Source organism: Rhodococcus sp. ZPP (genome assembly GCF_017656075.1).
In the GTDB taxonomy this organism is placed as follows: domain Bacteria; phylum Actinomycetota; class Actinomycetes; order Mycobacteriales; family Mycobacteriaceae; genus Rhodococcus_F; species Rhodococcus_F oxybenzonivorans.
This window is the reverse complement of the sequence record NZ_CP058638.1, coordinates 6,086,039-6,111,882: the sequence shown is the minus strand read 5'-3', so window position 1 is coordinate 6,111,882 and position 25,844 is coordinate 6,086,039. Positions and strand designations below refer to the sequence as shown.

At 65.3% G+C, this 25,844-nt stretch carries 26 protein-coding genes; 4 read left to right on the top strand and 22 right to left on the bottom strand.

Annotation, left to right across the window (positions count from 1 at the left end; genetic code table 11):
* Positions 1 to 7: 7 nt before the first annotated feature.
* The 3 genes from HYG77_RS28110 to HYG77_RS28100 form a co-directional block, all read right to left on the bottom strand.
* Positions 8 to 223 (bottom strand): biotin/lipoyl-binding carrier protein, encoded by a 216-nt coding sequence (locus HYG77_RS28110; protein ID WP_005240095.1) that lies wholly within the window; start codon positions 221 to 223, stop codon positions 8 to 10.
* 237 nt (positions 224 to 460) lie between these two features.
* Complete coding sequence (gene rsrA / locus HYG77_RS28105) at positions 461 to 742, bottom strand: mycothiol system anti-sigma-R factor (RefSeq protein WP_109331247.1); 282 nt, start codon at positions 740 to 742, stop codon at positions 461 to 463.
* Complete coding sequence (locus HYG77_RS28100; protein ID WP_109335199.1) at positions 739 to 1,473, bottom strand: sigma-70 family RNA polymerase sigma factor; 735 nt, start codon at positions 1,471 to 1,473, stop codon at positions 739 to 741. Before HYG77_RS28100 ends, rsrA begins: the two co-directional genes overlap by 4 nt.
* A 123-nt stretch (positions 1,474 to 1,596) precedes the next feature.
* Here HYG77_RS28100 and ybaK point away from each other — a divergent pair, with 123 nt between their 5' ends.
* Positions 1,597 to 2,091: a Cys-tRNA(Pro) deacylase gene (gene ybaK / locus HYG77_RS28095; RefSeq protein ID WP_109331250.1), complete on the top strand. Its 495-nt coding sequence runs from the start codon at positions 1,597 to 1,599 to the stop codon at positions 2,089 to 2,091.
* Here the strand turns inward: ybaK and HYG77_RS28090 are convergent.
* Positions 2,078 to 2,830 carry an SOS response-associated peptidase gene (locus HYG77_RS28090; protein ID WP_208961260.1) on the bottom strand — a complete coding sequence of 251 codons (753 nt, stop codon included), beginning with the start codon at positions 2,828 to 2,830 and terminating at the stop codon, positions 2,078 to 2,080. The genes ybaK and HYG77_RS28090 overlap by 14 nt on opposite strands.
* A 101-nt stretch (positions 2,831 to 2,931) precedes the next feature.
* Here HYG77_RS28090 and aroA point away from each other — a divergent pair, with 101 nt between their 5' ends.
* Both aroA and rsgA read left to right on the top strand, forming a co-directional pair.
* On the top strand, positions 2,932 to 4,248 hold the full coding sequence (gene aroA, locus HYG77_RS28085) for a 3-phosphoshikimate 1-carboxyvinyltransferase (RefSeq protein ID WP_109331252.1): 1,317 nt from the start codon (positions 2,932 to 2,934) through the stop codon (positions 4,246 to 4,248).
* On the top strand, positions 4,245 to 5,234 hold the full coding sequence (rsgA, locus tag HYG77_RS28080) for a ribosome small subunit-dependent GTPase A (RefSeq protein ID WP_109335200.1): 990 nt from the start codon (positions 4,245 to 4,247) through the stop codon (positions 5,232 to 5,234). Before aroA ends, rsgA begins: the two co-directional genes overlap by 4 nt.
* Before the next feature lie 34 nt (positions 5,235 to 5,268).
* Here rsgA and HYG77_RS28075 read toward each other — a convergent pair whose 3' ends face one another.
* The 6 genes from HYG77_RS28075 to HYG77_RS28050 all read right to left on the bottom strand — a co-directional run bounded on the left by HYG77_RS28075 (position 5,269) and on the right by HYG77_RS28050 (position 11,556).
* Positions 5,269 to 6,507 carry a fatty acid desaturase gene (locus HYG77_RS28075; protein WP_159925893.1) on the bottom strand — a complete coding sequence of 413 codons (1,239 nt, stop codon included), beginning with the start codon at positions 6,505 to 6,507 and terminating at the stop codon, positions 5,269 to 5,271.
* 111 nt (positions 6,508 to 6,618) lie between these two features.
* Positions 6,619 to 7,875 (bottom strand): acyl-CoA desaturase, encoded by a 1,257-nt coding sequence (locus HYG77_RS28070; RefSeq protein ID WP_109331254.1) that lies wholly within the window; start codon positions 7,873 to 7,875, stop codon positions 6,619 to 6,621.
* 64 nt (positions 7,876 to 7,939) lie between these two features.
* Positions 7,940 to 9,055, bottom strand: a complete 1,116-nt coding sequence (locus HYG77_RS28065; RefSeq protein WP_109331255.1) for a ferredoxin reductase — start codon at positions 9,053 to 9,055, stop codon at positions 7,940 to 7,942.
* Between the two features lie 108 nt (positions 9,056 to 9,163).
* A complete protein-coding gene (locus HYG77_RS28060) occupies positions 9,164 to 9,673 on the bottom strand; it encodes a hypothetical protein (RefSeq protein ID WP_109331256.1) in 510 nt (169 codons plus the stop codon).
* A 30-nt stretch (positions 9,674 to 9,703) separates the two neighbouring features.
* Positions 9,704 to 11,125, bottom strand: coding sequence for a wax ester/triacylglycerol synthase family O-acyltransferase (locus HYG77_RS28055; protein ID WP_208961259.1), 1,422 nt, complete (start codon positions 11,123 to 11,125; stop codon positions 9,704 to 9,706).
* On the bottom strand, positions 11,119 to 11,556 hold the full coding sequence (locus tag HYG77_RS28050; protein WP_109331258.1) for an HAD-IA family hydrolase: 438 nt from the start codon (positions 11,554 to 11,556) through the stop codon (positions 11,119 to 11,121). The genes HYG77_RS28055 and HYG77_RS28050 overlap by 7 nt, the downstream gene beginning before the upstream one ends.
* 104 nt (positions 11,557 to 11,660) lie before the next feature.
* On the opposite strand from HYG77_RS28050, the gene HYG77_RS28045 reads away from it, so the two are divergent.
* Positions 11,661 to 12,182, top strand: coding sequence for an Rv3235 family protein (locus tag HYG77_RS28045; protein ID WP_109331259.1), 522 nt, complete (start codon positions 11,661 to 11,663; stop codon positions 12,180 to 12,182).
* A 9-nt stretch (positions 12,183 to 12,191) separates the two neighbouring features.
* Here HYG77_RS28045 and secA read toward each other — a convergent pair whose 3' ends face one another.
* The 12 genes from secA to HYG77_RS27985 form a co-directional block, all read right to left on the bottom strand.
* Positions 12,192 to 15,059 (bottom strand): preprotein translocase subunit SecA, encoded by a 2,868-nt coding sequence (gene secA, locus HYG77_RS28040; protein WP_208963549.1) that lies wholly within the window; start codon positions 15,057 to 15,059, stop codon positions 12,192 to 12,194.
* 151 nt (positions 15,060 to 15,210) lie between these two features.
* Complete coding sequence (gene raiA / locus HYG77_RS28035) at positions 15,211 to 15,894, bottom strand: ribosome-associated translation inhibitor RaiA (RefSeq protein ID WP_109331261.1); 684 nt, start codon at positions 15,892 to 15,894, stop codon at positions 15,211 to 15,213.
* A 212-nt stretch (positions 15,895 to 16,106) separates the two neighbouring features.
* Positions 16,107 to 16,805: a ComF family protein gene (locus HYG77_RS28030; RefSeq protein ID WP_208961258.1), complete on the bottom strand. Its 699-nt coding sequence runs from the start codon at positions 16,803 to 16,805 to the stop codon at positions 16,107 to 16,109.
* 44 nt (positions 16,806 to 16,849) lie between these two features.
* Positions 16,850 to 18,634: an MtrAB system accessory lipoprotein LpqB gene (gene lpqB / locus HYG77_RS28025; protein WP_109335202.1), complete on the bottom strand. Its 1,785-nt coding sequence runs from the start codon at positions 18,632 to 18,634 to the stop codon at positions 16,850 to 16,852.
* A complete protein-coding gene (gene mtrB / locus HYG77_RS28020; RefSeq protein WP_208961257.1) occupies positions 18,634 to 20,448 on the bottom strand; it encodes an MtrAB system histidine kinase MtrB in 1,815 nt (604 codons plus the stop codon). Before mtrB ends, lpqB begins: the two co-directional genes overlap by 1 nt.
* Positions 20,445 to 21,122, bottom strand: coding sequence for an MtrAB system response regulator MtrA (gene mtrA, locus HYG77_RS28015; protein ID WP_005240059.1), 678 nt, complete (start codon positions 21,120 to 21,122; stop codon positions 20,445 to 20,447). Before mtrA ends, mtrB begins: the two co-directional genes overlap by 4 nt.
* A gap of 45 nt (positions 21,123 to 21,167) precedes the next feature.
* Positions 21,168 to 21,866 carry a dTMP kinase gene (locus tag HYG77_RS28010; protein WP_244373287.1) on the bottom strand — a complete coding sequence of 233 codons (699 nt, stop codon included), beginning with the start codon at positions 21,864 to 21,866 and terminating at the stop codon, positions 21,168 to 21,170.
* A gap of 56 nt (positions 21,867 to 21,922) precedes the next feature.
* A complete protein-coding gene (ahcY, locus tag HYG77_RS28005; protein WP_109331264.1) occupies positions 21,923 to 23,407 on the bottom strand; it encodes an adenosylhomocysteinase in 1,485 nt (494 codons plus the stop codon).
* Positions 23,408 to 23,491: 84 nt separating this feature from the next.
* Positions 23,492 to 24,118: a TetR family transcriptional regulator gene (locus HYG77_RS28000; RefSeq protein WP_109335204.1), complete on the bottom strand. Its 627-nt coding sequence runs from the start codon at positions 24,116 to 24,118 to the stop codon at positions 23,492 to 23,494.
* 76 nt (positions 24,119 to 24,194) lie between these two features.
* A complete protein-coding gene (locus HYG77_RS27995) occupies positions 24,195 to 24,377 on the bottom strand; it encodes a rubredoxin (protein WP_109331265.1) in 183 nt (60 codons plus the stop codon).
* On the bottom strand, positions 24,374 to 24,559 hold the full coding sequence (locus HYG77_RS27990) for a rubredoxin (protein ID WP_208961256.1): 186 nt from the start codon (positions 24,557 to 24,559) through the stop codon (positions 24,374 to 24,376). The genes HYG77_RS27995 and HYG77_RS27990 overlap by 4 nt, the downstream gene beginning before the upstream one ends.
* A complete protein-coding gene (locus HYG77_RS27985) occupies positions 24,556 to 25,779 on the bottom strand; it encodes an alkane 1-monooxygenase (protein ID WP_109331267.1) in 1,224 nt (407 codons plus the stop codon). Before HYG77_RS27985 ends, HYG77_RS27990 begins: the two co-directional genes overlap by 4 nt.
* Positions 25,780 to 25,844 lie beyond the last annotated feature (65 nt).

The window sequence follows — 25,844 nt, the reverse complement described above, 5'->3', positions numbered from 1 at the left end:
GGTCAGCTCACGAGATGACGGCGATGAGGTCGCCCTGCTGGATCACGTCGCCGACCTTGACGTCCACGGAGGTGACCGTGCCGGGCTCCTCGGCGATGACGGGAATTTCCATCTTCATGGATTCCAGAATGACGAGGGTGTCGCCTTCCTTCACCTCGTCACCCGCACTGACCACAACCTGATACACCGTCGACACCATCTCGGCGCGCACGTCTTCTGCCATCGTGATCCTTACTCCCGGGGTCGAGAAAGCCCTGTTGCACAGACACCCAACCACACGTGGAACACTGTAGTGAAAAGAAGGGAGATCTACTCATGGGTAAGCGTGGTCGCAAGAAGCGCAGTCGCAAGGGCAATGCCGCCAACCACGGCAAGCGTCCCAACGCCTGACGCGCCGTAGAACGCACATCAGGGGCCGGAAAGCAGCACGCTTTCCGGCCCCTGATTGCTTGTCTGAAGCCTAAGCCTCGCGTTCGGTCTCTGTGATCAGGATGGTCCGCCGTAACTCGACGGAGAGCCGTTGGCGCAGGCTTTCGGGGGCGTGCTCGCCACCGCATTTGCGGCTCACCAAGCTCTTGACCTTCTCCTCGATTCCGTAGGCCTCGAGGCAGGAGCCACACTCGTCGAGATGCCGCTGCAGCCGCGCGCGCGAGGCCGCATCACATTCGCGGTCCAGCATCAGCCAGACGTCGGCGATCACCGCGGAGCAGTCGAGCTGCTCGAATTCGTCCTGCTCGCTCACCGGGAAACCTCCTGATCCGCACCTACGGCCGCCTCGGCCGGCAGCTCTCCGTCACCCCGGTTGAAGCCGCGTTCACGTGCGACGTCACTCAGCAGGCCGCGCAGCTGCTTACGTCCGCGGTGCAGACGCGACATCACGGTCCCGATGGGGGTACCCATGATGTCGGCGATCTCCTTGTACGGGAATCCCTCGACATCGGCGTAGTAGACGGCCATCCGGAACTCCTCCGGCAGCGCCTGCAGCGCCTCCTTGATGTCGTCGTCGGGAAGGGCATCGAGCGCCTCCACCTCGGCGGACCGCAAACCGGTGGACGAATGCTCTGCCGTCGCGGCCAGCTGCCAGTCCGTGATCTCGTCGGTGGGGTATTGCGCGGGCTGCCGCTGCTTCTTCCGGTACGAGTTGATGTAGGTGTTGGTCAGGATCCGGTACAGCCAGGCCTTGAGATTGGTGCCCTCACGGAACGACCGGAATGCCGTGTATGCCTTCACGTACGTTTCCTGCACCAGATCTTCGGCATCCGCAGGGTTGCGCGTCATCCGCAGCGCAGCACCGTACAACTGATCCAGAAGTGGAAGCGCGTCCCTTTCGAAACGCGCGATCAACTCGTCCTGGGGCTCGGGTCGGTCTGCCTTCGGACGGTCATGTTCGTGCACGCTGATCCCTTCGGTCGCCGTGGGCGTCAAGGTTACCGCCAACTGCAGACGCGACGTGGGCTCCGCTACCGTGGCCATCACGAGTAGGACCACTCCCTTCACTGGACGCTTGCTTCTGCCCGTACCAACACGGCTGCCCCCGACTGTGTTCCCGGGACGTACTCCTGAGGCCGCCGGGACGAGATGGCACAGTGTTCATCCATGGCCGGAACTGCGACCCCCGCGACCACCCTGCTCGGTAAACAGCGCGTCGCGCACCGGGTACACAGCTATGCGCACGACGCGCGCGCCGAGTCGTACGGCTCCGAGGCCGTCGACGCGCTCGCCGAAACGGTAGGGGTCGCGGCCCATCAGATTCTGAAGACCCTCGTGATCAAACTCGACACCGGCAAGCTCGCCGTCGCGGTCGTGCCGGTGCCGGACATGCTGTCGCTGAAGGCCGCAGCGGCGGCACTCGGGGCGGGTAGAGCCGTGATGGCCGAGCGGAGCGAGGCGGAGCGGTCGACCGGTTACGTTTTCGGGGGCATCTCGCCACTCGGGCAGCGGAAGATCCTTCCCACCGTGATCGACGCCTCCGCCATGAACTGGGATCGGGTGCTGTGCAGTGCGGGACGCCGGGGTGTGGAGATCGAACTCGCGCCGGCCGACCTGGTGCGGCTGAGCGGAGCGGTGGTCGCCGCCGTCACAGCAGGCTGAGCTGCTCTCCTGTCCGTGCTTCGTCGGGCGTGCCCGGATCGTGCTCGAGTAGCTCGGGTCCGTTGTTCCGGACGCTGTTCACTCGCGTCGACACCCGGACGATCCCGATGTCGGCGATGGCCTCGGTCGAGACCGTGAGTAGATCGGCCGATGCGGGTTGCCGAGGATCGAGCCAGGCGTCCCACCGATCGCGCGGCAACACGAGCGGCATCCGGTCGTGCACATCCGCCAACTGGGCAGCGGAGTCGACCGTGACGATGGCGCAACTCAGGACGGGTGCGGGGTCGCGCACCGACCGGTCGTGCCATACGGACCACAGCCCTGCCACGTACAGACGGGACCCGTCCTGCGGCGACAGATAGTACGGAATCTTCTCGGTTCGGCCCGACGCTCGTCCCTGGCCACCCGTGGGTTCGTTCTTCCACTCGAACCACCCGTCCATCGGCACCAGACACCGCGTGTGGGTGAACGCGTTCCGGAACGCGGGTTTGTCGATGGAGTCGGCGCGGGCGTTGAACAGGACGGGTCCGCCGCCGACTTTCCTCGACCACGGCGGGACGAGCCCCCACCTCATCCGCCGGACACGACGCGCGTCGTGACGGTGGAGGACAGTGAGTACCTCGGTGGTCGGGGCGACGTTGAAATCCGGTCGACCCGGCTCCTCCCCCACCTCGTCGATGGCATCGAGGTCGGTCGCCAGCGTTGCCGGATCCGCAGTGGTCGCATACCTGCCACACATACCCACCAGAGTGGCACGGACCACCGACACCGGGCCGAGCCGGCCATCCACCCACCCGACACGCCGCCCAGCCGTGTCCCTCACCCCTCGCGTAGGCGAAGATGGAGACCGTGAGCCTGAGCCTGTGGAAAGCCCCCCGCGCCGAAGAGCCCGTCGTTGCGACGGTTGTCCTGCCCGGATCGAAATCCATCACCAACCGTGCACTGATCCTCGCCGCGCTCGCGCAGGGCCCCTCGACTTTGCGCGGTGCGCTCCGCAGTCGCGACACCGACCTCATGATCGACGCTCTCCGCACTCTCGGAACCACTGTCGAAGAGCAGGACGACACCACGACGCTCGAGGTCACCCCCGGACCCCTCCGCGGCGGATCGGTGGAGTGCGGTCTGGCGGGCACGGTCATGCGCTTCCTGCCACCGGTGGCGGCACTCGCGTCGGGCACGGTCCGGTTCGACGGGGACGAACAGGCCCGCACACGCCCCTTGGGCACCATTCTCGACGCGCTGCGCAGCCTGGGCGCGGACATCGACGGGAACGCACTGCCGTTCACGGTCGAAGGCCGCGGCTCGCTCCGAGGCGGACACGTCACGATCGACGCGTCCGGTTCCTCACAATTCGTCTCGGGCCTGCTGCTGTCTGCGGCTGCGTTCGACGAAGGTGTCACCGTGCACCACGACGGCAAGTCCGTTCCCTCGATGCCCCACATCGAGATGACCGTCGAGATGCTGCGCGCAGCCGGTGTCGCGGTGTCCACGCCGGCAAGCGGCGGTGACGCCGACACGTGGCGGGTGAGCCCAGGCGTGATCCGGGCCGTCGATTGGGCGATCGAACCGGACCTGTCGAACGCCACGGCCTTCCTCGCGGCCGCCGCGGTCACCTCCGGAGAGGTGACGGTGCCACGATGGCCCGGCCGCACAACGCAGCCCGGTGATGCGATACGCGAGATTCTCCTCGCCATGGGTGCGCAGGTGCGCCTCGACGGCGACGAGTTGACGGTCACCGGACCGGGCACACTGACCGGAATCGACATCGATCTGCACGACGTCGGCGAACTCACTCCCACCGTCGCCGCCCTGGCGGCCCTCGCCGAAGGGCCCTCCCATCTGCGGGGAATCGCGCATCTGCGCGGTCATGAGACCGACCGGCTGGCAGCGCTCTCCACCGAGATCAACGCGCTCGGCGGGAATGTCACCGAAACAGAGGACGGTCTCACCATCGCTCCCACGACGCTGCACGGCGGGACGTGGCACTCCTACGCCGATCATCGGATGGCGACGGCAGGCGCCATCATCGGACTCGTCGTCGACGACATGACGATCGAGGACGTGGGCACCACGGCCAAGACGCTGCCGGGCTTCGAAAACCTCTGGGCCGCAATGGTGACCGCAGCTGCGGGCACCGGTCGGAAGGCGAGCTTCTGAGCCGCCGCGAGTACGACGAGTCCGATGTGCGGGTCCGTCCGGGTAGGGGGACGCGGCCGCGGACCAAGACCCGACCGGAGCACCTGAGCGCGGAGTCGGCGATGGTCGTGTCCGTGGACCGGGGACGGTGGGGCTGCGTACTGGGCGGCGATCCAGAGCGCCTGATCGTCACCATGCGCGCCCGGGAATTGGGCCGCACCCCCATCGTGGTGGGAGACCAGGTCAGTGTTGTGGGCGATCTCTCCGGCAAGCCCGACACTCTCGCCAGGATCGTGCGGGTGGCCGAGCGCTCCACCGTTCTGCGCCGGACGGCCGACGACACCGATCCGTACGAGCGGATCGTCGTCGCCAACGCCCAGCAGTTGCTGATCGTGGTCGCGCTCGCCGATCCCCCACCGCGCACCGGTTTCGTCGAGCGCGCGCTGGTCGCCGCCTACGTCGGCGGGTTGAACCCCATCATCTGCCTCACCAAGAGTGATCTCGAGCCGCCCGAGGAATTTGCGAGTGCATTCGCGGATCTCGATGTTCCCGTGGTGGTCGCCGGACGAGACGATCCCGTCGACGACGTCATGACCATGTTGTCGGGAAAGCTCACCGCATTGATCGGTCATTCCGGTGTGGGCAAGTCCACGCTGGTCAACCGGCTCGTTCCGGACGCCGATCGGGCGGTGGGTGTGGTGTCCGGGGTCGGGAAGGGGCGGCACACCTCGACACAATCCGTCGCGCTGTCCCTCCCGACGAGTGGTTGGGTGATCGACACCCCCGGAATCCGGTCGTTCGGGCTTGCCCACATCTCCCCCGAGAATGTGGTGGCCGCCTTCTCCGACCTGGCTGCGGCGATCGAAGACTGCCCGCGCGGGTGCACCCATCTGGGCCCGCCCGCCGATCCGGAGTGCGCGCTCGATCAGCTCGAAGGGAAAGCGGCCCGACGCGTCGACGCGGTCCGCCACCTCCTCACCGCGATCGCTTCCAACGAAGCGTGGTGACGAAGGGGCGAACCGCGCCCGGTGAAAACTTCTTCTAGCGCGACAACAGCGCACGCAGGCCGCGGCGCCCGCGTGAGCGCTGGATCGCGCTGCGGAGCCCCTGCCGACGGCCGGTCACGGGATCGATTGTGGCTGTTGTCTTTCCACCGAACTTGCGCTCCGACGCGGTTTCCGGTGCGTCGTCCGCCGTGGCCTTGAGGTACTTGTTCGGCAGCGACAACTTGGCGATGGTGCGCCACGACTTCGCGTACTGCACGAGGAACGGTCCCGTCGTATAGGGCAGGTCGTACTTGTCGCACAGCTCACGCACGCGCACCGCGATCTCGGCGTAACGGTTGCTCGGCAGATCGGGGAACAGGTGATGCTCGATCTGGTAGCTGAGGTTGCCGGACATGAAGTCCATGACCTTGCCGCCCTCGATGTTTGCGCTACCGAGCATCTGGCGCAGATACCACTCGGCGGGCGTTTCCTTGTCGATATCCGCCTTGGTGAACTTCTCGGCACCGTCCGGGAAGTGCCCGCAGAAGATGATGGCGTTGGTCCACACATTGCGGATCATGTTGGCGCTGACGTTGGCCGTCAGCGTGCTCTTCCACGCCGGGCCGGTGATCGCCGGGTGCACGACATAGTCCTTGAGGAGCTGCTTGCCGATCTTTTCGCCGACCTCGCGGAGCTTGCGCTGAGTCTCCTCCTTCGGCACGCGCCCCTTGGCGACCTTGCCGAGCTCGAGGTGCTGGGCCGCAATGCCGTATTCGAAGAACAGTGCCAGCAAGGTGTTGTACACGAGGTTGCCGGTGTTGAACGGCTTCCACCGCTGATCACGGGTGACGCGCAGCAGCCCGTATCCCACGTCGTCGTCCATACCGAGGACGTTGGTGTACTTGTGGTGAATGTAGTTGTGGGTCTGCTTCCAATGGGCGGACGGCCCCGTAACGTCCCACTCCCACGACGTGGAGTGGATCTCCGGGTCGTTCATCCAGTCCCACTGGCCGTGCATCACGTTGTGGCCGAGTTCCATGTTCTCGATAATCTTCGAGAGGGCGAGCATGGCGGTGCCCGCCAACCAGGCCGGGCGGCGCTTGCTCGCGAAGAGAACGGCCCGGCCACCGATTTCGAGCGACCGCTGCAACCGAATGGTATTGCGGACGTACCGTGCGTCACGTTCACCGCGAGATTCCTCGATATCGCGCCTGATCGCATCCAGCTCGCGTCCGAGCGCCTCGATGTCGGCTTCGGTGAGATGTGCGTATTCCTTGACGTCTGCAATCGCCATGGGGAACCTCCTCCTGGCTGGGTCGACAGTTCACACCCGTAGGCGCTGACATGACCTACCGTACCGTAAGTTACGACACCGTAGGTTACCTCAGCGTAGGTGTGAGGGAAATCACCGTCGGCGGCGAGGAATCTTGGCCTGAGCACGGGCCCGGAGGGCCGACAGCAGACCTCGACGCTGCCCCGTCACAGGGTCCGTACGCATCGTTTCGACCATGGCGGCACCAGCGTCGCGAGCGTCGCGGAACTTGCGCTCCGAGGAGGTCTCCGGAGCGTCGTCCGCCGTCGCCTTGAGCATCCAGTCGGGTAGCGCAAGTTTGTGGATGGTGCGCAGCGCCAGCAGGTACTGCTTGGCCAGCGAGCCCGTCGTGTAGGGCAGGTCGTACTTCTCACACAGCGCCCGCACCTTCACCGCAATCTCGGGGTAGCGGTTGCTGGGCAGATCCGGGAACAGGTGATGCTCGATCTGGTAGCTGAGGTTCCCGCTCATGAAACCCATGACCTTGCCGGAATCGAAATTGGCGCTGCCGAGCATCTGTCGCAGATACCACTCGTGCCGGGTTTCGTTCTCGTACTCCTTCACGGTGAACTTTTCGGCACCGTCCGGGAAATGGCCACAGAAGATCACCACGTACGCCCACAGGTTGCGGACCAGATTGGCGGTGGTGTTCGCCGACAACGTCGATTTCCATGCGGGTCCCGCGAGCACCGGGAAGAGAAGGAAATCCTTGCCGACCTGACGGAAGATCTTGCGAGCAAAATCCTTGTTCGCCTGCGAGTTGAGCTGACCCTTCTCCACACCCTCGAGCTCGGCCGCGAACGTGAGGTCGTGCAGCGCGATACCCCATTCGAAGGTAGCTGCCAGAACGATATTCGCGATCGGCTGCAGCAGATTGATCGGCCGCCACTCCTCGTCGCGGGTCATCCTGAGAATGCCGAAACCCACATCGGAGTCCATTCCCACGATGTTGGTGAACGTGTGGTGAGAGTAGTTGTGGGCGCGCTTCCAATGCTCCGACGGACCCGTCTGGTCCCACTCCCACGACATCGAGTGGATCTCCGGATCGTTCATCCAGTCCCACTGGCCGTGCATCACGTTGTGGCCGAGCTCCATGTTCTCGATGATCTTCGAGAGGGACAGCATGGCGGTGCCGGCGAGCCAGGCCGGGCGGTACTTGCTTCCGAACAACGCGAGCCGGCCACCGAGCTCCAGCAGCCGCTGGGTCCGGATCGCTCGGCGAATGTAGCGGGCGTCGCGAACGCCTCGCGAATCCTCCACATCGAGCCGAATCGCGTCCAGCTCCCGCCCGAGCGATTCGATGTCCGCTTCGGTGAGGTGTGAGAATTCTTTGATGTCGGTGATTGCCACCGTGCTCCTCCGTCTGGTCAGAGACTCCGAGAATAGCCGAGACAGATGAACAACACGCCGACGCTCACGCGTCGAGTGTGCAGTCACCCGCCGCGGAAGAGATGCACGTCTGGACGCGGTCTCCCTCGGCGTGCTGCTTCCCGGACCTCAGATCGATGGCGTGTCCCGACAGAATCGGCACGACGCAGGTCTGGCAGATACCCATCCGGCACCCGAAGGGCAGCAGTGCCCCGGCCTTCTCGCCGGCCTCGAGCAGGGTGGTGGCGCCGTCGATCGTCATCACTTTGTCCGCTTTGGCGAAGGTCACGGTGCCGCCTTGACCCGAAGTGTCCGCCCGGGAGACCGCGAACCGTTCGAGGTGCAAGCGATCCTCGATGTCCTCGTCCCGCCACAACGTCTCGATTTCGTCCAGCATCGGCAGCGGCCCGCAGGCCCACGTCTGCCGCTCCCGCCAGTCCGGACACACGTCGTCGAGGGAGGACAGCGCGAACTTGCCTTCGGTGCGGGTGAGCTGGATCTTGCACCGGAAGTCGTCGTGTTCGTCGTGCAGGCGGGTCAGTTCGTCCGCGAACATCACGTCGGCATCGGTGGGCGCCGAGTGGACGTGGAACACGTCGGGAAGCTGCCCGCGCCGGTTCATCGTGCGCAGCATGGCCATGACCGGAGTGATCCCGCTGCCGGCAGTGAGGAACAGGATGCGCTCCGGCGGGGGGTCGGGCAGGGCGAAGTTCCCTGTAGGCGTCGCGAGTCGCACGATCGTCCCGGACGGCACGCCGTTGACGAGGTGACTCGACAGGAATCCCTCGGGCATCGCCTTGACCGCAATGGAGATGAGCTTGTCGTCCCAGTTGGGCGGGGAGGTGAGGGAATACGAACGCCAGTGCCATCGGCCGTCGACGTGAAGTCCGATGCCGATGTACTGACCGGGCTCGTAGTTGAAGTCGAATCCCCAGCCGGGCTTGATGACGATCGTGGCGGAATCGGCCGTCTCGGCGCGCACGTCGACGATCTGGCCGCGCAGCTCCCTGGCCGACCACAGCGGATTGGCCAGATGTAGATAATCGTCCGGGAGCAACGGCGTCGTGAGCCGTGCGGCCGCACCGCGCAACCAATTGAGTTTGGACCGCTTGGCGGGCACCACCGCTGCTGCGGGCGCCTCGATCCAGTCCTTCAGACCCATCAGACCTCCACCTGTCTCGTCGTGACCTACGCTACCGTAGGTTACCGACTTACGGTACCGTAGGTTACCTCGAGGTAGGGATGCGGTCCTCCTGGGACGACCCAGAGGTCAGAGCAATTCCAGAAGAAAAGAAATCTCCTGGGTGGCATACCACGCGAGCACGTGATCCTCGGCGTCACCGAGCACGAATTCCGCATCCGGGTCGCCGAGGTCCGCCTCGTCGATCGCCGCGACAGCCCGCTCGATGTCCGGTTCGGCCTCCGCCAGATCCACATGGACCGACGCCACCTGCGAAAGAGTCACCGGTCCCGGCAACCGCACCACGGCATCGTCGAGATCGGGGCGCGGCGTGACGTCGTCCACGTCTGCTGCGACGACCACCCGCCGGAAACGGACGCCGTCGCCGCCCTCTGCCAACCGGCCCGCGATCAGCCGGAGCGAAGCCCGCGCGGCCTCACCCATCGCCACCTCGGCCAGCTCCTCGTCGTCGCCCGACGAGTAAGCCTCACGCAGGGTGGCGGTGACAGCGAACGCGGTCCGGCTCATCGGATCGAACTTCGACTCGGTCACCAGCTCGTGCAGGATTTCGATGGTCGCGGGAACGTACACCCTCGTCATGTGTCACCCGTCATTCGCAACGCGGACTTCTCACCGGCTGGCATCCAACAACTCCTCGAGAGATTGGTACAGCAGCGCCGCCACCACGTCCACATCGGCCATCGCATCACGGTCTGCATTCAAACCGTAGTAGACGTTGCCGTCGTAAGAGGTCAAGGCAATGCTCAATGTCTGATTTTTCAGGAGCGGCGACACCGGGTACATCTCGAGCATGCGCGCTCCGCCGACGTACAGCGGCATCTGCGGACCGGGCGCATTGGTGATCATCAGATTGAACATCCGCTGCGAGAAGCTGCTCGCCACACGGGCACTCATCGCGTGCAGGGTGGCAGGCGCGAACCCGGACAGCCGCACGAGCGTCTGAGCCGTCACGCGCCGACTCTGCTTCGCGTGCGCCTCCATCGCATGCGCCACGTGTGAGAGTCGCACCACCGCATTCGGTTCCCCCACGGGCAGGTCGATGAGAAACGACGACACCATGCTCCGCGGATCCGACCACTCACCACGCTGACCCAGGTCGACGTCCGTGTCGGGGTCGACGTACACCGACATCGGTACCATGGCGCGCACCGTGGTTGATTCGGCGACCGGCTCGCCGCGCGAGAGCAACCAGTTTCGCAGGGCACCCGACACCACGGCGAGGATGACGTCGTTGACCTCGCACCCATACCGAGCGCGGATCTTCCGGTAATCCCCCAGTTCGGTCTTGACCACGGCGAAGCGCCGGTTACGGGAGATGGTCGCATTCAACGGGGTCGCGGGCGCGACCTGTGTCGCCGTACGCACCACAGCGGCCAACTTCCCCACCGCGCGCACGGTCTCGCCGAGCGCAGACGCCATGCCGCTCAGGGTCATTCGCAACGACGCCAGTCCTTCCCCGGGCCGCGCCAGGATGTCGGCGAGGGCGCCGGCGACGAGGGTGGTCTCGCTCGGCTCCGGGCTGGGCATCCACAATTCCTCCGCCATGGGTCTGCGTGTCTTCGCCGAATCGAGAATGACCTGACCGATTTCGGGTGCCGTCTCCCCGTCGACGAGGGAGGAATGCGACTTGGTGAAGATCGCAAAGCGGTTGTTCGACAAGCCCTCCACCAAGTACATCTCCCACAGGGGGCGCGTGTTGTCGAGCGGCCGCGACGTGAGGCGCGCGACCAGATCATGCAGCTGCGCGTCCGAACCTGGCTTCGGCAGCGCCGATCGCCGGACGTGGTACTCGATGTCGAAATCCTGATCGTCCACCCACACCGGACGTGACAATCCCAGCGCCACCTCCCGCACCTTCTGCCGGTACCGCGGCACCAGACTCAGGCGTTCCTCGACGAGACGGAGTAATTCCTCGTAGGACAACCCACTTCGGGGCTTGCGGAAGATGGCAAGCGAACCGACGTGCATCGGCGTGCTACTTGCCTCGAGAAAATAGAACGACGCGTCCTGCGTTGTCAGTCTCGTCACCATGTCGACGCCTGTTCCCCTTGCATTCCGTCTCGATCCACGTCGAGAAGCACCGCCAGCTCGCTCGCGGTCACCACGCCGTCGACGTGGTGCACACCCACCATCCCGACAGCCACCGCACCGCGAACGTTGACCGCCAGGTCGTCGACGAAGATACAGTCCCGCGGTTCCAGGCCGAGCACTTCGGCCGTCAACCGGTAGATGCGCGGATCGGGCTTGGCCACACCGACATCGCCGGACAGCACCACCCGGTCGACCAGCCGGCCGTCACCGAGTTCCCGCAACCACTCACCCCCGGGACCGCCGGGGTCGTTACTCAGGATCGCGGTCCGGACGCCGCGACGCCGCGCGTCGGCGAGGACCGCCGACAGCCCATCGAAGTCCGAACCGGGGCCCACGAGCACACCGCCGACGTCCACAATCAATCCCCGCACGACCCCACCCTAGGGTTCCCTGCGGGGTTCGGCGACACGACCGCTGAATCCGTGCAAGGATGGCCGCTACGACGGCCGTCTCATGCCGAAACCGGGGGGAAGAAATGAGTGAGTCCTACACGTTCCTGTCACGCGTGCCCAGCTACGAACCGCCGACCGGTGAGGCGCTGGGCGCGGCCGGTCCGGCCGTGTCGTCCGGCACCCGGCGAGCCCTGGGTCGGGGCCGTCACTCGTCACCGGCGCGTAGCTCGGCGCACTCCGGCACCTCGCCGCGCTCCTCGCCCGACGTCACTCGTCCTCGCGCCGCTCCCGATGCACAGCGCTTCACCGAACACGCGTTCCGGCTGGTGCTGGAAGTACTGGATCGGCGGCGCAACGTGCGGCAGCTGCGGCCCGTGGTCGTTCCCTCACTGCTGGACGTGGCACGGACTCTCGCGCTTGCCGAGTCACCGTCGAGACGGCTCGGAGTCGCGACCCTGCTCCGTGTCCACCTTCGGGTACTCGACGACAACACACTCGAGGCCTTCGGCACCTACGGACGGGGACCGCGGGTGTTCGTGATCGCAGCCCGTGTCGAACGGAAATCCGACACGGGCTGGATCGTCACCTCGATGGTGGTCGGCTGACGAAGCGGCTCAGCGCTTGCGCTTGGACCGCGGCGCCTTCTTGCCCTTCGACTGCGACCGTGCAGCATCGCGCCGCTGGCGCCGGGTTCCCGGGTCCGAGTTGGTGTCGCTGCCGGTGCCGCGGCGGCTGAGCTGGGCGTTGCCGTCCTCCGCCGGACCCGAATAGGTCAGGCCACGCGGCTCCGCCTCGTCCAGTCCCTTCGCGCGCAGGGCGGACGGTGCAGCGGTGCCCTGAGCCTGGCGTGCCGCCTCCTGGGTGGGCAGCGGCCGGGCAGGAGCGGGCGTCGGCGAGCCAGACGCCGTCGCGGCCGCCGAGGACGCCGTCACATTGACGCCGGGGGCGGCCGCCTGCTGCGGCGCAGCGGCCTCGACCTGCAGATTGAACAGGAATCCGACCGACTCCTCCTTCAGGCCCTCGAGCATGCCGGTGAACATGTCGAAACCCTCGCGCTGGTACTCGACCAGCGGGTCGCGCTGCGCCATCGCACGCAGACCGATTCCCTCCTTGAGGTAATCCATTTCGTACAGGTGCTCGCGCCACTTGCGGTCGAGCACACTCAGCAGCACCCGCCGCTCGAGTTCGCGCATGGCACCCGCACCGGCGGCGGCGTCGATTTCTGCTTCCCGACGTGCATACGCCTGGTGTGCATCCTCGAGCAGCATCTCGCGGAGTTCGTCGCTGGTGACGTCCTTCACCTCACCGTCGGAGCCGTCTCCGACGAATTCCTTGAAGTCGAGGCCGATCGGGTAGAGCGTCTTCAGCGCGGTCCACAGCTGTTCGAGATCCCAGTCCTCGACGTACCCCTCGGAAGTGGCACCGTCGACGTACGCGGTGACCACGTCCGTGATCATCTTCTCGACCTGGCCCTCCATGTCCTCGCCTTCGAGGATCTGGCGGCGCTCCTTGTAGATGACCGTGCGCTGCTGATTCATCACCTCGTCGTACTTGAGAACGTTCTTCCTGATCTCGAAGTTCTGCTGTTCCACCTGCGTCTGCGCGCTCTTGATGGCCTTCGAGACCATCTTCGCCTCGATCGGAACGTCGTCGGGAAGGTTGAGCCGGGTCATGATCGACTCGAGCGCCGCGCCGTTGAACCGTCGCATCAACTCGTCACCGAGCGAGAGGTAGAACCGGGACTCGCCCGGATCGCCCTGACGTCCGGAGCGACCACGAAGCTGGTTGTCGATTCGCCGGGACTCGTGCCGCTCGGTACCGAGTACGTACAGTCCGCCCGCTTCCCGGACCTTGTCCGCATCGGCTTTCACCTCGGCCTTGACCTGCTCGAGAACCTCGTCCCACGCCGCCTCGTATTCCTCGGGTGTGTGGACGGGATCGAGTCCCCGCTTGCGCAGGGCGATGTCCGCGATGATGTCGGGGTTGCCGCCGAGCACCACGTCGGTTCCACGACCGGCCATGTTGGTTGCCACGGTGACAGCCCCCGACCGGCCTGCCTCGGCGATGATGGTGGCTTCCTGCTCGTGGAACTTCGCGTTCAGCACGTTGTGCGGCACGCCCCGCTTGGTGAACTGTTTCGACAGATACTCGGACCGCTCGACGCTCGTGGTGCCGATCAGGACGGGCTGCCCCTTCTCGTGCCGCTCCACCACATCGTCGACGACGGCGTCGAACTTGGCCTCTTCGGTCTTGTAGATGAGGTCACCGTTGTCGACGCGGACCATCGGCCGGTTGGTGGGGATCGGGATGACACCGAGGTTGTAGATCTGGTGCAGCTCGGCGGCCTCGGTTTCCGCGGTACCCGTCATGCCCGACAGCTTGTCGTACAGCCGGAAGTAATTCTGCAGCGTGATCGTTGCGAGCGTCTGATTCTCGGCCTTGATCTCCACCTTCTCCTTGGCTTCGATCGCCTGGTGCATGCCCTCGTTGTAGCGGCGACCGACGAGGACACGACCGGTGAACTCGTCGACGATGATCACTTCGCCGTCGCGAACGATGTAGTCCTTGTCCTTCGTGTAGAGCTCTTTCGCCTTGATGGCGTTGTTGAGGTAGCTCACGAGCGGCGAGTTGGCAGCCTCGTACAGGTTGTCGATGCCGAGCTGGTCCTCGACGAGCTCGACGCCCGCTTCGTGCACACCGATCGTGCGCTTGCGGATGTCGACTTCGTAGTGGACGTCTCGCTTCAGCATCGGCGCGATACGCGCGAACTCCGCATACCACTTGCTCGACGCATCGGCGGGACCGGAGATGATGAGGGGGGTTCTGGCCTCGTCGATCAGGATGGAGTCGACCTCGTCGACGACGGCGAAGGCATGACCACGCTGAACGAGATCGTCCAGCGAGTGCGTCATGTTGTCGCGCAGGTAGTCGAATCCGAACTCGTTGTTCGTGCCGTAGGTGATGTCTGCGGCATAGGCCGCGCGGCGCTCGGCGGGAGACATTCCGGACAGGATCACGCTCGTCTCCATACCCAGGAAACGGTGAACTCGTCCCATCCACTCGGAGTCGCGCTTGGCGAGGTAGTCGTTGACCGTCACGACGTGGACGCCGTCGCCGGCGATGGCATTGAGATAGGCGGGCAGAACGCAGGTGAGAGTCTTGCCTTCACCGGTCTTCATCTCGGCGATGTTGCCGAAGTGCAGCGCAGCCCCACCCATGATCTGCACATGGAAGTGCCGCTGGTCGATGACGCGCCACGACGCCTCGCGGGCCACCGCGAACGCCTCGGGGAGCAACTCGTCGAGCGATTCACCGTCGCGGTACCGCGAGCGGAACTCGTCGGTCTTCGCCCGCAACTGCTCGTCGGTCAGGTCTTCGACCTCGGACGACAGCGAGGAAACGTGGTCGGCGATGTGCTTGAGCCGCTTGACCATGCGACCTTCACCAACACGGAGCAGCTTGGATAGCGACAGCGACGGCACAGTCTTGTTCGTCCTCAATCTTCGGCGGTGGGTGGGTGACACACAAAATCCGGCCGGAGGTCCGAGAACCCCGGCCGGATTCCATGGTAGGCGCTCTTCGGTGCGGACGAGTAGACCGACCGCTCACACCGTCACGTGGGACGAGTGCAGATCACGCCAGGCGGATGAGTCCGTAGTCGAACGCGTGCCGCCGGTAGACGACGGAAGGCTTGTCCGACTCCTTGTCGTGGAACAGGAAAAAATCGTGTCCTACCAGCTCCATCTCGTACAGAGCATCGTCGATGGTCATCGGTGTGGCCTTGTGTTCCTTGGTCCGCACCACCTGGCCCGGCCTGTGCTCGTGCGACTGCGATTCCTGGCCGTCGAGGGAGATGTCTGGGTTGATACCGAGACTCTCGTCTTCGGCGAGTGCAGCAGTGGCCTCTGCCACCGATACCGGGGTCTTCTCCCCGTAATGGACCTTCTTTCGGTCCTTGGTGCGGCGGAGCCTGCTCTCGAGCTTCGCGGTGACCGACTCAAATGCTGCATAGAAACTGTCGGCCGACGCTTCGGCTCGGGCTACCGGCCCTTTGCCTCGGGCAGTGATCTCGACGCGCTGGGCGCTCTTCCTCTGGCGTCGATTGCGTTCGTGTTGAAGTTCGACATCGAACAGGAAAATGGAGGGGTCGAAGCGCTCGAGGCGCGATAGCTTCTCGGAGACGTACACACGAAAGTGGTCGGGAACCTCGACGTTGCGTCCCTTGACGACAATTTCGGCGCTAGGGGCATCGGTCTTCTCTTGTGCATCCGTGGTGCGTTCGTCGATGAAAACCGAAGCTTGCGAAGGGGTCGTCACTCGTACCTCCCGATTACGGCCCCGCCCCGAAATGGGCGGCGGCGGATTTGAGCAATGCCGGGAAGGGGTCCGCCCGGCACCAGGTTCGAAGTACCACCTCCTACCTGTGTTTCGGGTGTGTCCGCGACGCTAGTACGTAACTCGCGCGAGTGCCACTGTTCGGCGCAATTTCATCCGGCCGACACCGAGATTGTCGCGGCCTCGCCGCGACTTCAGCCGACACCGGCCAGGACGACCACCGAGGCAACCTGAATGCCGGCGCCGGACAGCACCCGGATCGACTCGGCCACGGTCGCCCCCGTGGTCGAGACGTCATCGATCAGGACTACCGTCTTACGTTGCGCCGCAGACCTTTCCGAACACACGTGCTGCGCGAATCGGTGGCCGCGCGGGGTGAGGAGAACACCACCCTCGAGGTTTACTCTACGTTGATCCGCGGACAGTCCGACGGAATCACGCACCCCTCTGCGCATGGCCAGCGCCGGACACACCCGGGACGCTCCCACCGCGGCAACAGCGATCCGGGTTACGGGATCGCCACCCCGCATCCTGGCCGCCCGCGAACGCGTGGGAGCGGGCACGAGGACCACCGGCGCGACCTCGGGCGGCGCCAGTTCACCCCACTGGTGCAGCCGCGCGAGAGCGCCCGCGACAGCGGAACCGAGCGGCACCGCGAGGTCGCGCCTGCCCCGTTCCTTCGCAGCGATCACCACCCGGCGACGTGGACCCGAATACGGTCCCAGCGCCCACACCGCGACTCCCGGATCGACCCGCGGCTGCAGGAGAATCGGATCGTCCGCCAACTCGGCGGCACAGCCCTGGCACCACTGCGTGCCCGGCTCTGCGCACCCACCGCATTCTGCCGGCAGAATCAGATCGAGCAGCGTCCGTGAGCCGGGCAGTATGCGCATGCCGTCATCTTCCGCACCCCCACCGACAGACTCGCCCGCCGGAATCAGCCCGGCAGAATCGGTATCGCTTTCACGCCCGTCAGCCCGGGAACCTCGCGCCAGTACCGATCCCCCGCCGGATCGTTGTTGTTCAACTGGAAGACGGCTCGGGAATCGGCGACGAACTCCGTCGTCGTCGAAGCGTCCACAGCCACCACCGGGGCCGTGAGGTTACGGCTCGGCAGGGCGTCCATCCGTGAGCCGTCGACCGCGATCTGCACCACCGGAATATCCGAGGCCGCACGCGCGACGACGATCGTGTCACTCGTGCTCCAGTCGAGCGACAGAGCCGGACTTCCGAGGCCGATCGCCACGGCGCGGGGGTTGGTGAGGGCGTACCCGCCACCGGGCTTCTGCGCCACGATGGCCAAATACACCTTGCCGTCCACGATGAGCGCCGCACGCACACCGTCGCGAGAGAGCCGAAGCTCGGTGATGGTAGCCCCCAGCGCCGTGACGGCACCCACATCTACGTTCTCGACCGAGGTCCGCCCTGTTCCGGGCTCGCGCAGCACCCGAATCACGGCATTGCCGTTGACCGCCGCCCAGATCGCCGAGTTGTCGGGCGCCCACGTCGGACGGGTTATCGCGCCGCCCTCGAGCACGGACGCCGCCCCGTCCTCATAGGCACCGACCATCAGGGCGCTCGCCGGCTCGGGCGGTGGACGTCCGGTGTCCGCGACGGCGGCCACGAGTTTGCCGTCCTGCGACAGCGCGAGGGAACGCATATTCCGCGCCGAACCGAAGTATCCCGGCACCGGGGTCACCCCGGTCTCGGTGACACTCACCATCGACCCGTCTCGGAGGGCATGCAGTCCCACTGTGGCACTCGAGGTCGCGAACGGATTCATCGACGCGACGTCGGCGGTGGTCCAGCCGTTGGGGAATCGATCATCGAAGGGCTCACCGTCGGCGAGCAGCACGTAGGGACCGGAGATTTCCGCGTTCGCGAGGGTCCAGATCACCTGCGCCGCAAACAAATCCTTCGCTTGCTGATCCATCGGCCGTACACCGGAGAAATCGATCCGGATGCCCCCGAGCCCCACACCCACCTGCGCGGTGCGCCCGTCCGCCTTCGTGATCGGTCCCCGGACCGACACACCCTCGCCGAGCTCGTTACGCACGGCCGGGGCGAGTGCCGACTTCGGCCCGTCGATCAGCAGACCCATCAATTGGGCCGCCATCTGATCCTGCGCGCCCGACACCCAGCGTGGATCCGGCACGACTGTCGTCCCGGCAGGGTCGAGGAAGTACAGCGATTTCCGTTGATAGGTGTTGAGGAACTGGGCCCGGTCGAGAATCACTCCGGACGGCAGCTCCGAGATCCGCCACTCACCGCCCTGCATCTCCAGACTGATCTTCGTCTCGAAACTTCCCTCTTCTGCGACGTACAGTCCGCCCGGTTCCAGTTGCCCCACCTTGTTGGCACGGATGGTGTAGGTCGCGCGATCGGTAGACCGGGCCTCGGGCAGAACGTCGACCTTGTCGACAATGGTGGCGCTCGCCGCATCGTCCCACCTGCCGGACACCCCGGGGGTGAGGAACTGCCGTGCAGCAAGGTGGCGGCTCGACGGATCTGTGCTGGCCTTGAAGAAGTCGCGCAGGAGCAGGTCCGGTTCCCGGCCCGGTGCGGGCGCGGCCACACTCGATCCCGGCGAATCGCGGTTGATCGTGCCGATCGCCTGGGGTGTCGACGAATCCGGCAGGCTGGCGCATCCACCGACCGTGACGAGTACGGCTCCGACCACAGCAGCCCAGATCGATCGGATCACGGGCGACGACGAGCGCATCATCCGTCCCGCTCCGTTGTATGCGACCCTTCCCGGTCGCCGACGTGGGCGCTCTCGCGCTCGCGTAGCTCGGGGGGCCCGGAGTGTTCAGGCAACTCGCGCTTCTGCGGCACGGTCCGGGATTCGTCGACGGCGGTTTCGGGGCTGTCGTTACGCAGCGGCATCGACGTGTCCCCCGGGAAAGGCTGTCCCTGAACGTATTTGCCGGTGCCGGGTTTGAGCGGCAGCGGACTCGAGACCACCTTCCGGCCCCGCACCCTCGGCAACGTCAACCGGAAGCAAGCACCCTGACCGGGCTCACCCCACGCCTCGAGCCGGCCGTCGTGCAGGTTCGCGTCCTCGACGCTGATGGCCAGTCCGAGTCCGGTGCCGCCCGAGCGGCGCACTCGCGAGGGGTCCGACCGCCAGAACCGATTGAACACAAGTTTCTCCTCGCCCGGCCGCAACCCGACACCTTGGTCACGCACGATGAACGCTGCGGCACTGTCGTCGGCACGCAGACGCAGGAGCACCGGTTTGCCCTCCCCGTGGTCGATGGCATTGGCGAGGAGGTTGCGCAGTATCCGTTCGACGCGGCGCGGATCCACCTCCGCCATGACAGCCTGGTCCGGCAGGTCGACGATCAGTTCCGTCCCGCTCTCGCGCGCAAGGTGCCGCACGGTGGACACGGCGGCTCGCGCGCACATCCGCAGGTCTAGTTGTTCGGCCGCCAGCTCGGCGACACCGGCGTCGTGGCGGCTGATCTCGAGCAGATCGACCAACAGACCCTCGAACCGGTCCAGTTCGGCGACAAGTAGCTCGGAGGAGCGCCGGAGCACGGGGTCGAGGTCGTCGCTGCCGTCGTGGATGAGATCGGCCGCCATCCGCACTGTGGTGAGCGGCGTACGCAGCTCGTGGCTGATGTCCGAGGTGAAACGCTTCTGCAGGTTGCCGAACTCCTCCAGCTGGGTGATCTGCTTGGACAGACTTTCTGCCATCTCGTTGAACGACATCGCCAGCCGGGCCATGTCGTCCTCACCGCGCACGGGCATGCGCTCCTTCAGACGGCCGTCTGCGAACCGCACCGCGATCCGGGAGGCGGACCGAATCGGGAGGACCACCTGCCGGGCCACGAGGAGCGCGATGGCAGCCAGGAGCACGGCAAGCACCGCGCCACCGACGAGCAGAGTCCCGCGTACCAGCGACAGGCTGCGGTCCTCGCTCGCCAACGGGAAGATGAGATACAGCTCGAGTGTCGAGATGGCCGAGGCCGTCGGGCTTCCGACGATCAGCGCGGGGCCGGAGTATCCCTCGGGGTCGTTCACGGTGGCGAACTGGTAGCTCACCTGACCGGCCTGCACGAACGCCCGCAGCGACTCCGGTATCTGATCCGCAGGACCACTCGAAGTCGGCGCGCGCGACCCGTCACCGGGCACGATCAGCACCGGGTCGAAGGTGCCTGCCGATCCGGAATCCTGACCGGCGTCCGGCTCCCTGTTGGTGAGTGCAGCGCGGGCACCGTCGAGCTGTGTGGTGGGCGAACTGGTGTCTTCCGCCCCGGCCAGCTGTCCTTCCACCGTGCTCCGAGCGCGGTCCATCTCCTCGGTCGCGGCGTTGATCTTCGTCTCGAGCAGCCGATCGGTGATCTGGCTGGTGAGCACGACTCCGAGGACGACGATGACGATGAGCGACAACGTCAGCGTCGACACGACCACCCTCAACTGCAGCGAGCGACGCCACGTGTGCGCGAGGGTATTACTCAGTGAGTGACCCCACCGAAGGATCGGCGATACGCGTCGGTTGACACGACGCCGCCATCGGGAAACACCTGTCACGGCGGTCCGGCCTTGTAGCCGACCCCCCTGACCGTCAAAACCACTTCGGGATTCTCGGGATCAGTCTCGACTTTCGCGCGCAGACGCTGAACGTGCACGTTGACCAGTCGGGTATCGGCTGCATGACGGTAACCCCACACCTGCTCGAGCAGAACCTCACGGGTGAACACTTGCCGCGGCTTGCGGGCCAGCGCAACCAGGAGGTCGAATTCGAGGGGTGTGAGGGAGATCAGTTCTTCGCCCCGGCTCACCTTGTGAGCGGGAACATCGATGACGATGTCGGCGATGCTGAGCAGTTCGGCGGGTTCGTCCTCGGTCCGGCGAAGCCGCGCGCGAACTCTCGCCACCAGCTCCTTCGGCTTGAACGGTTTCATGATGTAGTCGTCCGCGCCGGATTCCAATCCCAGAACCACGTCGACGGTGTCCGTCTTCGCCGTCAGCATCACGATCGGCACACCGGAGTCGGCGCGGAGCACCCGGCACACGTCGATCCCGTTCATCCCGGGCAGCATCAGGTCGAGTAACACCAGGTCCGGGCGAGTCTCCCGGACTGCGGTGAGCGCCTGGGTCCCGTCCCCCACCACGTACGGGTCGAAACCTTCGCCGCGGAGAACGATCGTGAGCATCTCCGCGAGCGCAGTGTCGTCGTCGACAACCAGAATCCTTGGCTTCATGTCCCTATCGTTGCATCTTCGGAGCCCGTAACAGCCCGTTCGCCGTTACGGCGTGCCGTGTTCTTTCTCGCCACGGCGTCCCGTGCCGTCATTCAAGAGTGCCAGGTTTTCGGCGAGCGTGAGCGGATCGGTGTCCGGGGACAGCACCCACCACGGCGACATCCAGTCGGCCGCGGCCAGTTGTCGGTACACCTCACCGGTGCGTTCCTGCAGCCCGCGGTCGCGCTCGTAGGCGTCGAGCGCCCGGCTCGCGTCTTCCGACTCACGTCCGCGCGCACGTTGTTCGGCCAAAGCGACGGGCACATCGAGGTACAGCTGGAGGTTGGGCCGGGGCAGCCCCAGGCGACCGTATTCGAGCTCCCGTACCCAGTCCACGAATTCGCCGTCGGCGCCCTGATGCAACCGAGCGGCCCCGTAGGCGGCGTTGGACGCCACGTAGCGATCGAGGAGGACGATGTCGCAGCCGGCGAGCAGTTCGGACATCTCCGCGATCGCGCCGGACCGGTCGAGGGCGAACATCACCGCCATCGCGTGCACCGATCCGCTGAGATCACCGTGTGCCCCCTTCAGCGCCTCCGATGCCAGATCGGCATGGACGGAGCGACCGTATCGAGGGAAGTCGAGGGTGCCGACCCGGAGCCCCGCCTCGTCAAGTCGCTTCCGGACGGCCGTGACCAGTGTTCGCTTGCCTGCGCCGTCGAGGCCTTCGAGCGCTACGAGCGTTCCGACAGAAGTGGTTCCCACGGGGAAGAAGGCTATCCCCCGGCCCGCACGCAGCGGACCGGGGGACGCCATCATCTCTAGTAGCGGTAGTGCTCGGGCTTGTACGGTCCCTCGACATCGACGCCGATGTACTCCGCCTGCTCCTTGGTGAGCTTGGTGAGCGTGCCGCCGAGTGCCTCGACGTGGATCTTTGCGACCTTCTCGTCGAGGTGCTTGGGCAGCCGGTACACCTCGTTGTCGTACTCGTCCGGCTTGGTCCACAGCTCGATCTGAGCGATGACCTGGTTGGAGAAGCTGTTGCTCATCACGAACGACGGGTGGCCGGTGGCGTTGCCGAGGTTCAGGAGTCGTCCCTCGGACAGCACGATGATGGAGTGACCGTCCCCGAAGCGGAACTCGTCCACCTGGGGCTTGATGTTGATACGGGTCACCTCGCCGGACCGCTCGAGACCGGCCATGTCGATCTCGTTGTCGAAGTGACCGATGTTGCCCAGGATGGCCTGGTGCTTCATCTGCTTCATGTGCTCGAAGGTGATGATGTCCTTGTTGCCGGTGGACGTGATCACGATGTCCGCCCAGCCGATGGCCTGCTCGACCGTCTTCACCTCGAAGCCGTCCATGAGCGCCTGGAGCGCGTTGATCGGGTCGACCTCGGTCACTGCGACGCGCGCACCCTGTCCGCGGAGCGCCTCGGCGCAGCCCTTGCCGACATCGCCGTAGCCACAGACCAGCGCGGCCTTGCCACCGATCAGGACGTCGGTACCGCGGTTGATGCCGTCGAGCAGCGAGTGGCGGGTGCCGTACTTGTTGTCGAACTTGCTCTTGGTGACCGAGTCGTTGACGTTGATCGCCGGGAAGGTGAGCTCACCGGCAGCCGCGACCTGGTACAGGCGCAGAACTCCGGTAGTGGTCTCCTCGGTGACACCCTGCACGGATTCAGCGATCTTCGACCACTTGCCCTTGTCGGCCTCGAGGGAGCGGCGCAGCAGGTTGAGGAAGACTTTGTACTCGTCGGAATCCTGGTCGTCGTCGGTGGGGGGTACGACGCCGGCCTTCTCGAACTGCGCACCCTTGAGGACGAGCATCGTGGCGTCGCCGCCGTCGTCGAGGATCATGTTCGCCGGCTTGTCGGTGTCCGGCCAGGTGAGCATCTGCTCGGCGGCCCACCAGTACTCCTCGAGTGTTTCGCCCTTCCACGCGAAGACCGGGGTTCCCTTCGGCTCCTCCGGCGTCCCGTGTGGACCGACCACGATGGCGGCAGCGGCGTGATCCTGGGTGGAGAAGATGTTGCACGATGCCCAGCGGACCTCGGCGCCCAGCGCGGTGAGCGTCTCGATGAGTACTGCGGTCTGAATCGTCATGTGCAGCGATCCGGAGATCCGTGCGCCCTTCAGTGGGAGCACCTCCGCGTACTCGCGGCGAAGCGCCATCAGTCCCGGCATCTCGTGCTCGGCGAGCCGGATCTCCTTGCGGCCGAACTCCGCGAGCGAAAGGTCCGCCACCTTGAAATCGATCCCGTTACGGCTCTCGGCCACGGGCGTGGTTGAAACTGAGGTCGTCATCTGCCTCTCCTGGTTGGCTGCTGTTTCGATCAAGGCTATCGGTACGGCCGCCGAAGGGTGACACTCAGACGACCGTCCGCGCACTCAGCCTTCCAACCGATCGGCCCCGTCGACTGCCCTGTCCACGAAAGGTCCGAGAAGAGCACCGAGATCCTCGGCAACGTTGGCCTCCGACTCGGGGGGCATCGAGATGTAACTCATAGCCAGCCGCACGATGGCGCGACTCAGAATTCCCGCGTCCACCACACTCGCTCGTACCCAGCTACGGTGGAAAACTTCTGCCAACCGCGTCGATGCACGCTCGATGATGGGTGCACTCTCGGTCGTGATCAACCGCAGGAGGTCCGGTTTGGTCTCACCGCGTAGCAGCGACTGCACCAGCGGATCGGAGAGACTCGCGGCGAAGAACGCGGTGAAGCCCGACAGCAGTGCGGCTCGCCCCTGTCCGACGTGGGCGACGAGCGCCTCGTCGACCGCATCGACCAATTCGTCCGCCAACCGAAGGGCGTATGCCTCCGCAAGCCCCTGACGGGACTTGAACTCGTTGTACAGGGTCTGCCTGCTTACCCCGGCACCGGCCGCGACGTCCGACATCGTGATGTCGGACCAGTCCTTCTCGAACAACAGATCGCGCATGGCGTCGAGTACCGACTGACGCAGCAGCAGCCGCGTGGCCTCCTGGTAGGTCACTCTGACACGCGACGAAGTCATGTTCACGACATTAGTGCCCGGCACCGCACGCCGGTGCGTCCGGTACGTGGCCACACCGGGCACTGTCATCCGGAAGTCAGCTCCGCTCGATCTCGACCATGAAGAAGTCCGCTTTCGCGGCGCCGCAATCCGGGCAACTCCAGTCTTCCGGTATGTCGTCCCAACGAGTTCCGGGTTCGATGCCGTCTTCCGGCCAACCCAGCGCCTCGTCGTATTCGAACCCGCACTGTACACACTGGTAGAGCTTGTACTCGGTCATGTCGTGCCTCCTGCTGTGGTCGCCGTCTTCTCGAAGTCGAGCTTCTCCCGCACCCCGCAGTCGGGGCAGCACCAGTCCTCGGGGATCGAATCCCACTGCGTGCCAGCGGGGAATCCTTCCCGGGGTGCGCCGGTCGCCTCGTCGTAGACGTACTCACAGACCGGACACTGGTACGCGCTCATGCCCGGGCTCCGTACTTCGCGAGAACCTCGGCGCGCTTCGCAGGGTGAATGTTGACGCGGGTGACGTCCCCGTCGTAGTGAGCGAGGACCCGGGGATCCATCACCTTGCGCCACAGCGGCGGGAAGTAGGCGAGCGTAATCATGCTCGCGTAACCGCTCGGCAGGTTGGGGGCGCCGTCCATGCTCCGCAGCGTCTGGTATCGCCGGGTCGGGTTGGCGTGGTGATCGCTGTGTCGCTGCAGGTGGTACAGGAAGATGTTGGTGCAGATGTGGTCGCTGTTCCAACTGTGCTCGGGAGTGCAACGTTCGTAGCGACCACTAGCTGTCTTCTGCCTGCGCAGCCCATAGTGCTCGAGATAGTTGACCGTCTCGAGCAGGCAGAAACCGAAGACGGCCTGGATCACCAGATACGGTGCGATGCCGAGGCCGAACGTTGCCAGCAGAGCACCGAACAGCACCACCGACATCGCCCAGGCGTTGAGGACGTCGTTGTGAATCGTCCACGGTCCCTTGCCCAGGCGATCCAGCCGGGCCTTCTCGAGTCGCCAGGACGACGTCAGGCTCCCCCACACGCTGCGCGGCAGGAAAGCCCACAACGTCTCGCCCATGCGGGAACTCGCGGGATCCTCGGGCGTGGCTACCCGGACGTGGTGACCGCGGTTGTGCTCGATGTAGAAATGGCCGTAGAACGATTGCGCCAAGGTCACCTTCGACAGCCACCGTTCGAGCTCGTCCTTCTTGTGGCCCAGCTCGTGTGCGGTATTGATCCCGATTCCTGCCACACAGCCGATGCTGATCGCGAGGCCGATCTTCGAGAGCACCCCGAGGCCACCCTCGATACCCAGCCACCCGAGATCGGATGCGGACCATAGGTAGCAGGCTGTCACGAGACTGAGAATCTGGAAGGGAATATAGGCGTAGGTGCAGTACCGGTAGTACTTGTCGTTCTCGAGCCGGTCCATCACCTCGTCGGGCGGGTTCTCGCCGTCCGGGCCGAAGAACACGTCCAGAATCGGCAGCAGGACGTAGACGAGCAGTGGGCCGATCCACCACCACACGGGCGCCACCGCGTCGAGACCGATTCGTCCCGAGGCCCACACGAGGCCGATCGCGAGAAACACCGCAGTGGGCGGTATCAGCCCCAGTAGCCATAAATAGCGCTTTTTGTCCCGCCACTGTTCGGTCGGTATCGCCGGTTCCGCCTGTGGACGTGTTGCCATGTCCGCTCCTTCGCTTTCACCCCTACGTGAGGCAGGTCACCAATGAGATAGACAATATCCGGCTT

Coding starts and splice junctions, on each gene's coding strand:
- HYG77_RS28065 (WP_109331255.1), bottom strand. CDS start 9,055: ATGGGTCTGAAGGACTGGATCGAGGCGCCCGCAGCAGCGGTGGTGCCC.
- ahcY (WP_109331264.1), bottom strand. CDS start 23,407: ATGACGACCTCAGTTTCAACCACGCCCGTGGCCGAGAGCCGTAACGGG.
- lpqB (WP_109335202.1), bottom strand. CDS start 18,634: ATGCGCTCGTCGTCGCCCGTGATCCGATCGATCTGGGCTGCTGTGGTC.
- mtrA (WP_005240059.1), bottom strand. CDS start 21,122: ATGAAGCCAAGGATTCTGGTTGTCGACGACGACACTGCGCTCGCGGAG.
- HYG77_RS28090 (WP_208961260.1), bottom strand. CDS start 2,830: ATGTGTGGCAGGTATGCGACCACTGCGGATCCGGCAACGCTGGCGACC.
- HYG77_RS28110 (WP_005240095.1), bottom strand. CDS start 223: ATGGCAGAAGACGTGCGCGCCGAGATGGTGTCGACGGTGTATCAGGTT.
- HYG77_RS27990 (WP_208961256.1), bottom strand. CDS start 24,559: ATGAGCGCGTACCAGTGTCCGGTCTGTGAGTACGTCTACGACGAGGCG.
- HYG77_RS28045 (WP_109331259.1), top strand. CDS start 11,661: ATGAGTGAGTCCTACACGTTCCTGTCACGCGTGCCCAGCTACGAACCG.
- HYG77_RS28100 (WP_109335199.1), bottom strand. CDS start 1,473: ATGGCCACGGTAGCGGAGCCCACGTCGCGTCTGCAGTTGGCGGTAACC.
- aroA (WP_109331252.1), top strand. CDS start 2,932: ATGGAGACCGTGAGCCTGAGCCTGTGGAAAGCCCCCCGCGCCGAAGAG.
- HYG77_RS28030 (WP_208961258.1), bottom strand. CDS start 16,805: ATGCGCATACTGCCCGGCTCACGGACGCTGCTCGATCTGATTCTGCCG.
- HYG77_RS28000 (WP_109335204.1), bottom strand. CDS start 24,118: ATGACTTCGTCGCGTGTCAGAGTGACCTACCAGGAGGCCACGCGGCTG.
- HYG77_RS28075 (WP_159925893.1), bottom strand. CDS start 6,507: ATGGCGATTGCAGACGTCAAGGAATACGCACATCTCACCGAAGCCGAC.
- ybaK (WP_109331250.1), top strand. CDS start 1,597: ATGGCCGGAACTGCGACCCCCGCGACCACCCTGCTCGGTAAACAGCGC.
- HYG77_RS28055 (WP_208961259.1), bottom strand. CDS start 11,125: ATGGTGACGAGACTGACAACGCAGGACGCGTCGTTCTATTTTCTCGAG.
- HYG77_RS27995 (WP_109331265.1), bottom strand. CDS start 24,377: ATGACCGAGTACAAGCTCTACCAGTGTGTACAGTGCGGGTTCGAATAC.
- HYG77_RS27985 (WP_109331267.1), bottom strand. CDS start 25,779: ATGGCAACACGTCCACAGGCGGAACCGGCGATACCGACCGAACAGTGG.
- HYG77_RS28060 (WP_109331256.1), bottom strand. CDS start 9,673: ATGACGAGGGTGTACGTTCCCGCGACCATCGAAATCCTGCACGAGCTG.